Genomic DNA, 15,218 nt, shown 5'->3' on the forward strand with positions numbered 1-15,218 from the left:
TTTCTTCACCAATTGACCACCACAAAGCGCTTGCAAAACAACTCTCTACTTTTTTATCACTTACACTTTCTAATTGCGATTGTGACCTCGAACACGGATATCTCATTTCATGACTTTATACTGTGAACAAATGACAATATCACCTTCGTCTGTGACCACCATGAAATTACATATAAAATTTTTATTCGTTTTACCCTTGTTATTTTTGTGTGCCTGCAGTGGCGGTGGTACTGGTTCTGAGGAATCAGACAATAGCGATAACGGCCAAACCAGCCAAAACATGAGTCATTACGCCGGTGAAAACTGTATTGGATGCCACGATGGAACCGAACCAGATGCCGTGCGCTTTTATGCCGCTGGCACGGTATACCGCTCAAGCGGCGAACCGCAAACAAATGCTACGGTAAATCTTTATATTTTTAATACCAATGCTTTGTCTGCCAGTATGGAAACCGACGACAGTGGCAACTTTTACACCACGGAAGAGGTAGAAGGACTCTATATGGGTGAAGGGTCGGTCACTGGTGTTGACGTTGAAATAGATGCTCCCGGTGGTATTCGCACCATGCCCGGAGTGGTAACTAATGGTTCTTGTAACGCTTGCCACGGAGACTCCGTTGGCCGAATAGTCGCGAATTAAATCCGACTAAAACAAAGGCTCCATCAACAAATTGTACTCAATGGTTAACTCATCATTATTAATAGCTTCGTTTAAACGGAGCTGAATATCTATCAATTGCTGTTTGGTTAAGTTTTCTGAAAAATTTCGAATATATTCTGCGTTTTCTGGCATCCATTGACCGTTTTCAATTTGAGTGTCTACATAATCCAGAACATTATGTAAGTCTACTTGATTACGTTCAGGTGCCACACGTGTTCCATTAATTAAAGTAACAACATCGTATTTTTCCGGCAAACTAAGTTCATCATTGACTACTGACTTCTGTTCTTGCATTTTATCGATCTTTTTCTCAACCAGCTCCACCTTCCTTAAGATATCCCGATTTATACTGGTTAACTCCAAGTAAAGTTGGTCTTTGTTACTAACATCATTCTTCCAATGGGGTTCTGTAACCGGTTGAATATAAATCGCTTCGCTTTCTTGCTTCGCTTCAGGAATGAAGTACCAGTAGGTCATTAAAAAACTCAATAGCGAACCGACTAAAAAACCTATCACCAGAAAAGCTTTGATATTCATAACTCGTTACTCCCTTTTAAATAGAATTTATCGAAAGCTCTGTCAAAGAGCTTTCGATAACTCTGAGTTAAGGCAACATGTAAGAACCGTTTGTTGCCTGAATTCGGGTACACGTTCCTCCGCTATAGGTGACGTATAAATAGGTAGAAGAGCTAACCGATGATACCGCTTCATAATCGCCTGTATCAGGGGCGGCGATACTGCAACTGCGATAGGTTCCTGCCGAATCCCGAGCGAAACAGGTGACAGCATCCGTTTGCCCATTAACGTAACAAGCCAGATATTCAGTGTTATTCGCGGAATCTCTGGCGGCACGTAAGTTACCGTAAAAGCTACTACCACTTATGGTTACCGTAGTATTATTTTGATAACCAGCAAAAGATATTTGAGATGTAAAAATAATAAGTGCAGCGCAAATCAATTTAAAATATTTCATAAGTCCTCCTTTTCGTAACGGACTGAGGTTAATTGTTTTCAGACTCGACTTAAGGAACTCTGATTAACAATTAAGAAAATAGGAATTGAGTCATTCGGTGTTGAAAAGATATTACCGTATTTCCTTATGCATTAATCATCCTCGAGCAACACTATAAGAAGGTGAACATAATTTGTCCACGTGGTCATTGAGATAATATTTAGTAATAGTATTTTTACTAATTGGCCGCACTATTCACAACTTGAATATTTTTTATAGAGCAATCGCAGTTCTGCTATTTTATATGTCTCAAAATAAAAGCCCGAGCATACATATGCCCGGGCTTTTATTATGTGCTCTCCGTTAGTTTAACCATGTCTTTCATAATGCCTTCTAACCCACCGTATACGGTCAACTGGTTAATTTTTCCGGTAACACGCTCAAGAACTTCCAGTTCTTTTAATCGCATTAACGTTGGGTTCCCTTCCATTACTTTTGCGGTATTATGTAATGAACGCGTTGCTTGTGTTTCTTCACGACGTTTGATCAAGTTAGCTTCCGCGGCTTTTTCAGCTTCAACCACCTGATTCAAAATCATTTTCATATCACCGGGCAAAATAATGTCTTTTACACCGACATCGTTCACTTCCAGGCCGTAAGTCAGTGCCTTATTTTTGATTCGTTTTTCAACCACTTCATTAACCACATTCTTGTCTTCCAAAATGGCATCTAAAGTACGAGTTCCGACAACTTCTCTCAAAGCAAGTTGAAATTCACGATATAAAAACTCCACATGATTTTTTAACAGAGTTGCTACTTTTTCCGTATCAACAATGCGATAGCTGGCTGATAGATTAACCCGTAAGCTGACGCGATCTTTCGTAAGAATTTCTTGACCACTCACGTCCACGGTTTGCAAACGACAATCGAGTCGTTCAACTTCAATGTTTCGATTGTAACGCCAGAAACCGTAGCTACCGGGTTTTAACATACCATCAAGTTTACTATTCACTTTAAGTAACCCAATATGATTGTCGGGGACTTCAATATAAAAGATAGCTGAAGAACCTTTCGTATAAAGCACTGTGCTTTTATTCCGGGTCAACGTTGAAAGTAAGGAGTTATCAACCTGATAATGTTCAGAAATATCAATGACGTCCACTTTAATATCTACCGACACATTCCAATACATTTTAAATATTCCGGGTGGAATAATGTCAGCAATTTTTCCATCATAGTAGACAATGCCTACCTGATCTTGCTTAATATCAAAGCTAATAACCTGATTACCCAACAAAGCATGGTAAGCGGTGATTAAAAACTTACCTAATGGGTGGTTTAACTCTGGCTGTGTAATGTCATAGCAAACACAAGTAACGTGATTAAACCAGTCCAACACTCGAAACTCTCCGGGTTTCAACACGCGCACGAGTCGGTTTTTTCGAAACATCAAGACACGTTCATTATCCGAAACATCAATCTTCTTGAATCCGAACATAATTTTCTCCTTATTAATAGTTCCCAAAATACGAAATAGTTGGGCTTCTTGTTGAGTGCTGGCAATATCAGATTAAAGTATCCAGAAGTTATAAATGAGCGGATACGACTTTCGATTGCGACTCATCCTTAAGTACAATTGATTTTGTATCTTCAAATTATAACTTGCAAATCCTTAACCCACTGAATATGACAGCAATCAACCGGTTTCAATTAGCTTTTGAATTAATCCAATATATACGAAGCAAACTTCGAATATTGCATCCAATTGACTCCGGCGAATTGAAACCAGAAGCCCGTATGATTTACTTGGGGGACTTGAACCCCAGACTCTCGTCTTTTCCAATGCGTCGTACAGGACACGGTCGATTTACAGTCGACTTGGTAACATTGACCGGATTCGAACCGGCTACCTACTGATTATGAGTCAGCTGCTCTACCCGATGAGCTACAACGTTCGTTGCGTTTAGAACTCGTCATTCGCTTGATACACATTGCGGTACACCGTATGCGCCGGACTGACCTGACTTTAACTCGTCAGAAACTAGAGCCGCTAAACGAAGAACGCTTTCCTAAACTCGTTTATTACTGAACTTATTTTTCAGTACTTGTTAGACACTAAGGCACTTCCGTTAAATTCTTACTATGAAGATTTAACCCTTCAATCGAAACTTTGTATAAATGTTCATTAACCTGCTCCACTTTTACGGCATCCTCAATAAACTGATTAATCACCTGCTGATTGGTTTTTGAATGCAAGCTCAATTCATGCGTTACAAACGAGCCTCCCGCAAACAATGCCATGGGTAACATCAGTTGATCGGCCAGGAATTCTCCGACCACTGCTTGAGAGCTTTCAAATCGTTTTAACTGATTAATAGCTCGCCCTGCGACACGTTCTGCCTTAACGCCTAATTGAGCAACTTCTTCGAAAAGTTCCACATGCGAATCGTAATGCAATCCTAATGAAATTATATTTCCGGTACTGAATGCATCGACGCGAACTTCCTCAATTTCACCTTTATTCCAATGTAGCTTTTTCTGTACCTGCTTAATTTCTCTTTCGCTGATATGCTCAGGTAACTGGCTGGTAATCGTTCGAATATGATGTTTCATCAAGTTGCCACGAGAATTCAGTATTATCTGATCAAATCGCTGAATGGGTGATACTTGTGCACACCATGTTCCACCTCCATTAGGATAAAATCCATATCGCTCCAAAGTCGTAGTCACACCGACACCTTGTCGCTTTAATACTTCCAAAAAACTTTCTTTGAGAAAATCGTAACTTGGCGCCTTAATATTGTGAGTCCCTCCATTTAACTCAACATTAGATACACCTCGAGCTAGTAGCAATGCCGGTAAAATTGTTTGAAATACCAGTGTTGTACTCCCAGCTGTACCTATCGAGTATCGGAATCGTCCATGCTTAATTGCTTTAGGATTAAAAGTAACTCGCATCGAACCCAACTCATCCCCTTCAACTTCGGCATTACCGATTTCCTGCGCCGCTCGAACACAAGTTAAGTGTTGTCGTAATAAACCTTTTTTTTTGCGGCCAGCACGAATGTTTTTTATTTCAATCGGCACTCCTAGACACATAGACAGTGATAAGGAGGTTCGCAATATTTGGCCGCCACCTTCGCCTTGTGAGCCGTCAATTATTAATTTTGATTTCATTTAAAGCACTCTTATCATTAAATACAAAATTGATTAGCAAGAACTCCTTTTCGAAATAACTCCGTATAAATCAAGCTAACCTTTTACACAAACCACCTGTTTCAATGTATGAACCACTTCAACCAAATCTTTTTGAGCATTCATCACATCATCGATGTTTTTGTAAGCTTTTGGTGTTTCATCAATTACGTTTACATCTTTTCGGCATTCCACATCTTTGGTTGCCTCTAAGTGCTCTTCTAGAGACACCAACTTCTTCGCCTGTGTTCGCGACATCACACGCCCGGCACCATGACTGCAGCTACAAAAACTGTCTTCATTACCTAGTCCACGTACAATAAATGATCGCGCACCCATGCTTCCGGGAATGATCCCCATTTCGCCTTTTCTTGCTCGAACCGCACCTTTTCGAGTAACTAATACATTTTTACCGAAATGATGCTCTCGCGAAATATAATTATGGTGACAATTAACCGCTTCTAACTCAGCATCAAACTTAACATTCATGACCGAATGGATTGCAGCAATCGTTCGCTTCATCATGACTTCACGATTGACTTTGGCAAACATTTGAGCCCACTCCACAGCTTCAACATAATCATTAAAGTGTTCACTACCTTCCGGCAAATAAGCTAAATCTCTATCCGGCAATTGAATATGCCAACGCTCCATATCTTTTTTCGCTGTTTCAATAAAGTGCGTACCGATTCGGTTACCGACACCACGCGATCCGCTATGAAGCATGATCCAAACTTGATCAGATTCATCCAAACAGACTTCGATAAAGTGGTTACCCGTACCTAACGTACCCAAGTGACCCAGATTATTGGTGTTTTTCAAAACCGCATGCTTGTTACACAATTCTAAAAACTTGTCGGACAATCCGTTCCAAGCTTTGGCGACATCGTCGGGAATATTTCCCCAGGCACCTTTATCTCTCGATCCACGGGCTCTGACCGATCGACCGTGAGGTACAGCGGCTTCAATGGCGCTTCGCATAGCAAATAAACTATCGGGCAATTGCGAAGCGTTTAATGACGTTTTCACAGCCATCATTCCACAACCAATATCCACCCCTACAGCGGCAGGAATTACCGCCCCAACAGTTGGCACTACACTACCTATGGTTGCGCCTTTCCCTAAATGCACGTCTGGCATTGCCGCTACCCACTTATGAATGAAAGGTAATGACGTAATATTACTTAATTGCTTTTTTGCGTCCTCTTCAAAAGGCACACCCTTGGTCCAGGATTTGATAAACGCTTTACCCTGACCTTCAAAAATTTCGTAATTTAATTGTTCGCTCATTTTGATACTCCTTTTGGGCGACAGTTAATCAATAGCACCGTTAATTGACGGAAATTAGCATGAACACCATCAGCTTGAGTCGATTGACACATTGCTGCTCGCTGAGTGGTTGAACTTATTAGTCCGCTTCTTACAATGGTTCTGCCATTTCCATAAGGTTGATACCTTTTCATTGTGCTACCTCTTTTACTCATTGAAACTTACACTAGGTAATTCAATCCGTGTGCCAACTTTTCAAGCCTCCCCCATTATCTTCATAACAAATTGTTTTTATTATTTATTTTTAAAGTACTGGGTCAAACGTAAACACTTTGCTAAACTATCCACTAACTCACATGTATATCCTTATAGATATATAAATATCCTTTTAGATACCAGAAATATAAAAGAATCATTATGCGAAACAAAACCGTCGCATTCAGTATTTTGGGAACGCAGTTGGATTATGCTGGAAGACGAAGCGATCGCTGGAACAAATGGCGGCCAACCGTATCGCTTTGCTCGCAACCCGACTTGGTCATCGACGAGTTATTTTTGCTGCACGATGATCGAAGCCAAAAATTAGCCGATACCACAATAGACGACATTGCTTCGATCTCGCCAGAAACCAAAGTTCATGATCATTTAATTCATTTCGATGATCCCTGGGACTTTGAAGAAGTCTACTCAAGGCTATTTGACCTTTGCGCGTCGTTGAAATTTAACAGTGAAAACAACGACTATCTATTTCACATCACAACCGGAACTCACGTTGCACAGATCTGTATTTTTTTATTGACCGAAAGCCGACACTTTCCTGGACGTTTGATTCAAACGGCCCCTGGACGCGGCGTTCAGAAAGTCGTTGGAAAATATCAAATCATTGATCTCGACTTGTCACGTTACGATCACATTGCTTCGCGATTTCAACAACAACAACTGTCTGGCGAAGCATTCTTAAAGGGTGGTATTGCTACAAAAAATAAGCAGTTCAATCAATTGATTTCTCAACTGGAAAAAGTTGCGATTCGTTCATCAGCACCTATTTTACTAAAGGGACCAACCGGTGCTGGTAAAACTCAATTAGCCCAACGCATTTACGCCTTAAAAAAGAAACGTGATATGGTTTCTGGGCGATTGGTTTCGGTTAACTGCGCAACATTAAAAGGCGATAGCGCCATGTCGTCGCTTTTCGGGCATACCAAAGGAGCGTTTACCGGAGCTCAAACCAAACGCGAAGGATTTTTATTATCTGCCAATAATGGAGTGCTGTTTCTCGACGAAATTGGCGAACTGGGGCTGGATGAACAAGCCATGTTACTGCATGCACTTGAAACTCATACTTTTTATCCTGTCGGAAGCGATAAAGAAGTAACCAGCCATTTCCAACTCATTGCCGGTACCAATAAAGACTTACAGAAAATGGTTGTCGACGGCAGCTTTCGTGAAGATCTGTTAGCCAGAATAAATTTATGGACGTACGAATTACCTGGATTAAAAGATCGACGAGAAGATATAGAGCCCAATATCGAATATGAACTTAGTGAGTTTTCCAAAAAGGAAAGCAAAAAAATTGACTTCAACAGCGAAGCTAAAAGTCATTTTATGGCATTTGCACTTGCACCAACTTCATTATGGCGAGGCAATTTTCGCGATCTCAATGCGTCAATCACACGAATGGGAACACTTGCCGAAGGCGCCAGAATCACAAAAGATGATGCAAAGGAAGAAATCGAACGTCTTCAAAAACAATGGCAATCGGCACTCTCTCAGCCTAATTCAGTTGATCTCAGCAATTACTTTTCAAATAAACAGCTCAGTGAAATTGATGAGTTCGACAAACATCAATTATGTTACGTCATCAGTGTTTGTCAAAGACATCCTTCCATGGCCTCTGCCGGTCGAGAATTGTTCGACAAAAGTCGTTTGCAAAAGGTAAAAGTTAATGATTCAACACGGCTGCAAAAATTCTTGGCAAAATTTGGACTAACTTTTGAACAGTTAAACCATTCCAATTAAGCGCTCTTCGAAAGGCTTCTAAGCAGCCAACCGGACAAACCCTTGCGACAAATAATCCATTTGATCGGCCAAGATATGACGATTCAATAAAGCCAAGTACTCAAACTTATTCGGAGTAAAAGGAACGGCTAGCAAAGGCATACTTGCCTGCTCCGGGGTTCGACAGCCTTTGTGATTGTTGCAAGTTTTGCAGGCAGTCACACAGTTCGTCCAGCAATCTTTACCACCTTGTCCTTTTGGAATAACGTGGTCCCGCGTAAGTGATGTTTTAACGCACGACAATCCACAATACATGCACATAAAATTATCACGAGCAAACAACGCGCTGTTGGTTAAACCTGGTACACGACGCACCTGATCATGCATTTTTCCTTCAATCGCAATAACGGGCGCAATATCCAAAAAAGTCTGGCGTCCTGTTAATCGACAAGTACCACCTCGTAATCGAGTTTCATAATTACCCAAACTCCAAAGAACTTGACGTTTCGCGTAAAAGCTTGCGGCCTGTTCTAGGTTGATCCACGACATCGGGTTTCCTGCTTTATTTAAACGTAAAACTGCACTTTTCACCTTACCTCCTTTCTACATCATCATTTACCTTTAAAATAATGGCTGCCTCGGACAGAATTGAACGGTCGATACAAGAATCAAAGTCTTGTGTGTTACCTAATACACTACGAGGCGTTAAATTTTGTGATTATCTCGTTTATATATCTGTAACGATAAAAAGCATCCATGCTTGCTCATTCCATTAAGCCTCCTTTTCACCTCCAGCAACAAAAATTAGGCTATCGAGTTCGGACTTTAACCGCGATGCATCGGATAGTCGCGCCCGATAATTCACGACAATCTCACTCAATTTTTGTATCTTTCCAAAGTGTTAATATTCATCCTTAAGAAAATTACCTCCTCACCTGTCCTTGGTCAGTATCGATTTCCTCTAACGCGATACAAGTTTTTTATTTTTAAAACTTCTATTTGAAGCCGCTCGGTGGTTACCGGATCGTCCCCATGAAACTTGATGTAGGGAGGAACTAATCCATAGTCTAAAATGGCTCGTTTAATCCAATTAAGTACATCAAACGCCGAGCCAAATTTGGCGTGGCGAATATCACTTTGCAGATTTAATACATCCACATTGCCTGTTTGCATTAACGCAATCGCTTCTTGCGGTTTACGCGCAGCTTCCCAGCCTATTGGGGCTGCTTGTTGTTCATCAAAGAAAACTTTCATTACAACCTCCTATTTATTCATTCGAGAAATGGTGGAGCCTGTTGGATTCGAACCAACCTTTACCGGCTTAAAAGGCCGGTGCACAGCCACTATGCCAAGACTCCTTAATTCATCATGCCTTTAGGGGTGACCATCCGGACTCGAACCGGAACCACAAGGATCACAACCTTGAACTCTAACCGTTGAGCTATGGCCACGCCTAAAGGCACGAATTTGGCGGAGGACGGTGGAGTCGAACCACAAACACTTTCGCATTCTCATCGGTTAGCAACCGGGACCCGATCCAATCGAGATCATCCTCCTTAAATTGATCTCGGCGGCAGGATTCGAACCTGCGACTTCATGGTTCCAAAACAAGAGCGCTACCAGACTGCGCTACACCGAGAAAATTTTTGGTGGAGCACCTTGGATTTGAACCAAGAAACCTAAGGTGGGGACCGGTTTTACAGACCGGTGCAGTCGAACCGTCACTGCGCGTGCTCCAGAATTATTTTCAAATTGTTAAAGAACGTTTGTCATAAAGACGTTAGTAGCTCAGAACAAAAAGCCTGAGCAATAAAAAACCCGAGGGCTATTGGCCTCTCGGGTTTGACTTACCACGTGAGGCCACTCTGTAACCTCACTTGAATTCAAGTCAGATTACTTAGGAATTTTCTCTGGATCGTTGGAACGATATTGTTCAAATGAACCCAGTTGTACGCTTACCTTTGTGCGCACAGAAATGCATTTCGCATGCAAAGCGTTGTGCCAGTAATAACTGGGACAATGTCGTATAGCGCCAATACGCTTTTTTAGATGTTTGTTCATCATATTCATACTTACTTTTAAACTCTTTCACTCTCGCAAAACTTGAATTTTGATCAAGCAATAAAAAACCCGATGGGCTTAGCCTCACCGGGTTTATCCGAAATCTGCGAGGCATAAAGGCCTCAACGTATGTTAAGACCTAATAAAATTGTTCACCTGAATGCTGTTTACGCACGCTCAACGTTGCCCAACTTATGGGTTGTTGACACTTTCGTATTGGCGCGTAATACATTTTCATATCGTTTAAAAATACTCTTTGATTCAGCTCAGATGATGATGCTCATTGTAACCATGAAAACCATTCTGTCAACACAAATATCAATTATTTCTTTAGTTTTCAATAAGTTACAAAACAATCAAGACGAGCGAAGCTCTCTAACGTCAATTAGATAAAAATGAAATAGAATGCTGGTCTGCCACAACTCATGTGGTACTTATTTCAACCTGCTCGTTATCAAAAACCAATCCTCTTTTACTAATCGTTTATCAATGGGTATAAAAAAAACCGGTAGCTTTTCAGCTACCGGTTTTTTGAGTTCAAGAAACAAAAATGATTTTACCGGGAGCCAAACGCTCCCAGCTTGAAAGCGTTAATTTTTCTGTGAATCCTTCTGCACACTGTATTTATGGTTAGCATTAAGCACCGTAAAAACTGCAGGACATTCGCCCGCTTGTTTGCTAATGTTCCAATTGAAATTTGTCGGCATTAGTGAGATTCACAAAGTTAATTTATGAGCCGATTGTAACTCAGTCTAATGCACATTTAAAACAGTTTCAGTGGAATAGTCGCATGAATAAGTTAAACATCCCTGTCGTTCAAACCGTTTAACTACGCCGCTCTTTCCTGCTTTTCAACTTCTGGCTCCATTCGCATCAAATAATCAAATGCGCCAAGTGCAGCCTTAGAACCTTCGCCCATGGCAATAATAATCTGCTTGAAAGGCACTGTCGTCACATCGCCAGCAGCAAATAATCCTGGTTGCGAAGTTTCACCGCGCGAATCCACAACGATTTCTCCGTGAGAAGACCGCTCAATGGTATCTCCTAAAAATTCGCTGTTAGGGACTAATCCAATTTGTACGAAAACGCCAGCGAGTTCTATATTATGGCTTTGCCCCGTCGTTCGGTCGATATACTGCAATCCGGTCACCTGGCTACCATCACCTAACACTTCGGTGGTTTGCGCTTGCATAATAATGTCGATGTTTTTCATGGAGCGCGCTTTCTTTTGCAGTATGTCATCGGCACGCAATACATCGGAAAACTCTAATACCGTTACATGCTCAACCATATTGGCTAAGTCTATCGCAGCTTCAATGCCGGAATTACCGCCACCAATCACCGCTATTTTCTTTCCTTTAAATAATGGTCCGTCGCAATGAGGGCAGTAAGCTACACCACGTCCTCGATATTTCTGCTCACCAGGTACGTTCATTTCACGCCAACGAGCCCCTGTTGACACGATTACCGATTTGCTTTTCAACTTTGCACCACTTTCGGTTTCTATTTCAAATACTCCATTTTTAGAAATCGTCTTGACTCGCTGTCCATCCATAATATCGACGTTGTACGACTTCACATGTTGCTCAAGATTAGCCACCAATTTTGGGCCTTCGGTGTATTCAACAGAAATAAAGTTTTCAATTCCCACGGTATCGGAGACTTGCCCACCAAACCGATCCGCAATGACGCCCGTATTAAAGCCTTTACGAGCCGCGTAAATCGCCGCAGAGGAACCGGCAGGGCCACCTCCGACTATCAACACATCGAAAATCTCTTTTTTTTGATAATCGTTCCGCTTGTTTTTGCTCAGCACCGGAATCCAGTTTGTTAAGGATTTCTTTAAGTGTGATGCGACCTTGGGCAAACGGTTCACCATTTAAGTAAACGGAAGGTACTGCTTTAATATTTTTTGAATCGACTTCATTTTGAAATAGAGCGCCATCGATCATGGTGTGTTTAATGTTGGGATTAATGATCGCTAACATATTGAGAGCCTGAACAACATCCGGGCAATTCTGACAAGAAAGTGATATATAACTTTCGAAATTAAAAGAACCCGTTAGTTGCTTGGCTTGTTCGATCACTTCTTCATCGAGTCTTAGTGGATGCCCTCCGGAACTCAATAATGCTAACACCAAAGACGTAAACTCATGCCCCAAAGGTATGCCAGAAAATACAACATACGAATCCAGCTGACGGGATATAACTTGCATCGACGGCACTCTTAAATCCATTGATTCAGCCATACTCACACTAACCATTTCAGAAAGATCAGCAATGTCATTGGCCAGTTGGCGCATCTGTTGAGACGATCGACTCTCATCGAGCGTTAATTGCAGTTCGATGCCGTATTTTAGATTCGACAAATAATGCTTCAGTTGTTGTTTTAAATTGGCGTCTAACATAGTCACTCCCGCATGAATCGAATTAAAAATGCCGGCTCCTTAACATTAAATAGAACGGGAGCCGGAAATCGGGTTGATCATCCGTCGATTAGATTTTTCCAACCAAATCTAACGAAGGTGTTAACGTTTCATCACCGGGTTTCCACGCTGCTGGGCAAACTTCACCATCGTGTTCGGCAACGTATTGTGCCGCTTGAATTTTACGGACGAGCTCTTTTGCTGAGCGTCCAATTCCTAAATCGTGCACTTCGCTGATTTTAATTTCGCCTTCTGGGTTCACAACAAAAGTGCCGCGTAATGCCAAACCGTCGTCTTCGATCATCACGCCAAAATTACGCGCCAAGGTACCCGTCGGGTCACCTAACATGGGAAATTGAATTTTATTGATGGTATCGGAGCTGGCATGCCAAGCTTTGTGAGTAAAATGGGTATCGGTTGAAACCGAGTAAACTTCCACCCCCATGTTTTTTAGTTGTTGGTAATGGTCAGCCATATCACCCAGTTCAGTCGGGCAAACAAAAGTAAAGTCTGCGGGGTAGAAAAAGAAAACCGCCCATTTTCCGGCAATCTCTTTTTCCGTAATATCGACAAATTCACCGTTGTGAAAAGCGGTTGACTTAAAAGGTTTTAATTGAGTATTAATCAATGACTGCGTCATGGTTAGCTCCTGTCGTATGGTTGATTTAATTGAACAGTGACCATACTAGAGAAACTGGCGCGTTCTATCTAATAGATTGTTAGAATCACATCATTCGGTTTTTACGAACATAATTTCAGACGACTTAATATTGCCATTTCGGCTTTCCTGAATTATTGTATACAATATACTTTAATATTTTAATTCCCTGCTCATGAAATCGATCCTCTCAACCCTGACAATATCACTTATTAGCTACACCTTGCTGACGGGCTGTAGCACTCCAAATAGCACTAGTTCGCCCCTGTCTCAGATTACTGATACTGCGATGCTTACGAAGATAAAAAACACACCTGACTTTTGGCAACCTAACCTCGCGGTTCATAAGCTGGATTATTTGGATGCTGCAATCGATAAACTGAATCAACAGTTGATAGTGAACCGAACTCAATACTCCAATACCGAGTTATTGCAATTTTTACGAAGCTACAGTTACTACGGTCCGTTAGAGGATCTTACGGATTCACAAGTCGAACGTTTTTCCCAATTCATGGATACGCTTTACCAAACAGCTTTAGTTAACAATGATGCAGAATTAATAGAAGCCTATTCCGTATTATTATTTCGATTTTACTTTCGAGACCCATTTGTTTCTCAACTATCGTATCAACTTGAGCATTTACTACAGCTCTTAACTCACTTTACGACCGCTGCGCCGTCATTGAATAAAATCGAACAAGACTATGCGTTATGGGAAACCATTCGTGCCGTAGGATTACTGGCTCGTTATGCAAAAGACAAAGGCCAAAACCGAGAACATCTCAACCGCATAATGCGCCAACATAAAGAACCACTGGAAACGCAGCTTATTCACTTAATCAAACACACGGAACCGCGTACGGAAAACCTGTGGATTTACGAAAATACGCTGTGGGCACTGGCACGACTGAATGCACTGACCGATACGCCGAATACATTGGATGAAAAAGTGTTTCAATTGATCAGTAAGTTGGATGCATTGAGTGAAGAGAAACGCCAACAACTGTTTTCTTACGCTTATTGGGTGAATGGATTTCGCGGCCGGTCAGAATGCCATGATGCTAAGTTCAATGCACTTTGTGTGGTTCCCCAAATAGAGGAAGCGCTACCCATAACCCACACTTGCTCCGATCGTCTCTTTATTCGTACACAACGACTCACGAAGCAGCAACTCTCGCAGTCCTGCGACAATTTACTCGCTCAAGAAGGTCAATTTCATCAATTGTTGGATACGCAACTGCAACCAGTACATAACGATCATAATCAATCCTTGCAAGTGGTCATTTTTGACCGCTGGAGTGAATACCACAAATATTCGCCCTTTTTGTTTGATATCAATACCAACAATGGAGGAATGTATATTGAAGGCGACCCTGCTGACCCTGACAATCAAGCAAGCTTTTTTTCGTTCCGAGCCAGTTGGTTAGAACCCGACTTTACTGTTTGGAATTTAAATCACGAGTACGTTCATTATCTTGATGGTCGCTATGTGAAATACAGTGGTTTTCAACATTTTCCGGCACAGCTTGTATGGTGGAGTGAAGGCTTAGCAGAATATGTGTCCAAACAAACTCACAACCCTAAAGTGGAAAAGCTAATAAGAAACACTAAACCCGATGAACGCCCGAACTTAAAAACAATCTTCGAAACCGAATACAAAGACAGTCTGGAAAGGATTTACCAATGGAGTTACCTGGCGATACGTTTTTTGGCAGAAAGACACCCGCAAAAACTCATCGTGTTAAAACAAAACCTCTACGGTGATTTTTATAAAGGCTACGCATTACAACTGGAACAAACCGATCAACAGTTAAACGATCACTTTCAACGTTGGTTAAATGAATATCCACTGCCACCCTCTGATGAACAATCGAATACACCGGAAGAGCTTCCGCGACAGCTTGGACGTTACGATTATCCTACGTATTTAACACCACCGCATTTGTAAAATGCCGGACTGCATAAACATATTGTTCCACGATGAATTGAGTTACGAGT

11 protein-coding genes, 6 tRNA genes and 1 pseudogene are annotated in these 15,218 nt (G+C 41.5%); 3 read left to right on the plus strand and 15 right to left on the minus strand.

What is annotated here, in order from left to right; translation table 11 throughout:
* Positions 1-160 precede the first annotated feature (160 nt).
* Complete coding sequence (locus ACTUJY_RS10395) at positions 161-640, plus strand: hypothetical protein (RefSeq protein WP_463616025.1); 480 nt, start codon at positions 161-163, stop codon at positions 638-640.
* Between the two features lie 6 nt (positions 641-646).
* On the opposite strand, the gene ACTUJY_RS10400 is transcribed toward ACTUJY_RS10395, so the two are convergent.
* From ACTUJY_RS10400 to ACTUJY_RS10425, 6 genes are all read right to left on the minus strand, one after another.
* On the minus strand, positions 647-1,198 hold the full coding sequence (locus ACTUJY_RS10400) for a hypothetical protein (RefSeq protein WP_463616026.1): 552 nt from the start codon (positions 1,196-1,198) through the stop codon (positions 647-649).
* Positions 1,199-1,265: 67 nt separating this feature from the next.
* Positions 1,266-1,634 carry a hypothetical protein gene (locus ACTUJY_RS10405; protein WP_463616027.1) on the minus strand — a complete coding sequence of 123 codons (369 nt, stop codon included), beginning with the start codon at positions 1,632-1,634 and terminating at the stop codon, positions 1,266-1,268.
* A gap of 328 nt (positions 1,635-1,962) precedes the next feature.
* Positions 1,963-3,111, minus strand: a complete 1,149-nt coding sequence (locus ACTUJY_RS10410) for a slipin family protein (protein WP_463616028.1) — start codon at positions 3,109-3,111, stop codon at positions 1,963-1,965.
* Positions 3,112-3,492: 381 nt separating this feature from the next.
* A tRNA-Ile gene (locus ACTUJY_RS10415) sits at positions 3,493-3,568 on the minus strand.
* Between the two features lie 160 nt (positions 3,569-3,728).
* Positions 3,729-4,790 carry an RNA 3'-terminal phosphate cyclase gene (rtcA, locus tag ACTUJY_RS10420; protein ID WP_463616029.1) on the minus strand — a complete coding sequence of 354 codons (1,062 nt, stop codon included), beginning with the start codon at positions 4,788-4,790 and terminating at the stop codon, positions 3,729-3,731.
* A 75-nt stretch (positions 4,791-4,865) separates the two neighbouring features.
* A complete protein-coding gene (locus tag ACTUJY_RS10425; RefSeq protein WP_463616030.1) occupies positions 4,866-6,098 on the minus strand; it encodes an RtcB family protein in 1,233 nt (410 codons plus the stop codon).
* A gap of 396 nt (positions 6,099-6,494) precedes the next feature.
* Here ACTUJY_RS10425 and rtcR point away from each other — a divergent pair, with 396 nt between their 5' ends.
* Complete coding sequence (rtcR, locus tag ACTUJY_RS10430) at positions 6,495-8,096, plus strand: RNA repair transcriptional activator RtcR (protein ID WP_463616031.1); 1,602 nt, start codon at positions 6,495-6,497, stop codon at positions 8,094-8,096.
* An 18-nt stretch (positions 8,097-8,114) separates the two neighbouring features.
* Here rtcR and ACTUJY_RS10435 read toward each other — a convergent pair whose 3' ends face one another.
* The 9 genes and pseudogenes from ACTUJY_RS10435 to ahpC all read right to left on the minus strand — a co-directional run bounded on the left by ACTUJY_RS10435 (position 8,115) and on the right by ahpC (position 13,202).
* A complete protein-coding gene (locus tag ACTUJY_RS10435) occupies positions 8,115-8,666 on the minus strand; it encodes an HNH endonuclease (protein ID WP_463616032.1) in 552 nt (183 codons plus the stop codon).
* 39 nt (positions 8,667-8,705) lie between these two features.
* Positions 8,706-8,780 (minus strand) — tRNA-Gln (locus ACTUJY_RS10440).
* 240 nt (positions 8,781-9,020) lie between these two features.
* Positions 9,021-9,329: a cyclic-phosphate processing receiver domain-containing protein gene (locus ACTUJY_RS10445; protein WP_463616033.1), complete on the minus strand. Its 309-nt coding sequence runs from the start codon at positions 9,327-9,329 to the stop codon at positions 9,021-9,023.
* A 29-nt stretch (positions 9,330-9,358) separates the two neighbouring features.
* A tRNA-Lys gene (locus tag ACTUJY_RS10450) sits at positions 9,359-9,433 on the minus strand.
* Between the two features lie 21 nt (positions 9,434-9,454).
* A tRNA-His gene (locus ACTUJY_RS10455) sits at positions 9,455-9,526 on the minus strand.
* 114 nt (positions 9,527-9,640) lie between these two features.
* Positions 9,641-9,714: transfer RNA gene (locus ACTUJY_RS10460), tRNA-Pro, on the minus strand.
* Positions 9,715-9,722: 8 nt separating this feature from the next.
* A tRNA-Tyr gene (locus tag ACTUJY_RS10465) sits at positions 9,723-9,812 on the minus strand.
* A 1,153-nt stretch (positions 9,813-10,965) separates the two neighbouring features.
* Positions 10,966-12,544: pseudogene (ahpF, locus tag ACTUJY_RS10470) on the minus strand (alkyl hydroperoxide reductase subunit F).
* A gap of 88 nt (positions 12,545-12,632) precedes the next feature.
* Entirely contained in the window at positions 12,633-13,202 is a 570-nt protein-coding gene (ahpC, locus tag ACTUJY_RS10475) for an alkyl hydroperoxide reductase subunit C (protein WP_463616034.1), read from the minus strand.
* Between the two features lie 307 nt (positions 13,203-13,509).
* On the opposite strand from ahpC, the gene ACTUJY_RS10480 reads away from it, so the two are divergent.
* Positions 13,510-15,168, plus strand: a complete 1,659-nt coding sequence (locus ACTUJY_RS10480; protein WP_463616035.1) for a collagenase — start codon at positions 13,510-13,512, stop codon at positions 15,166-15,168.
* The last annotated feature ends 50 nt before the right edge of the window (positions 15,169-15,218 follow it).

The organism is Pleionea sp. WD8-19, from assembly GCF_055326765.1.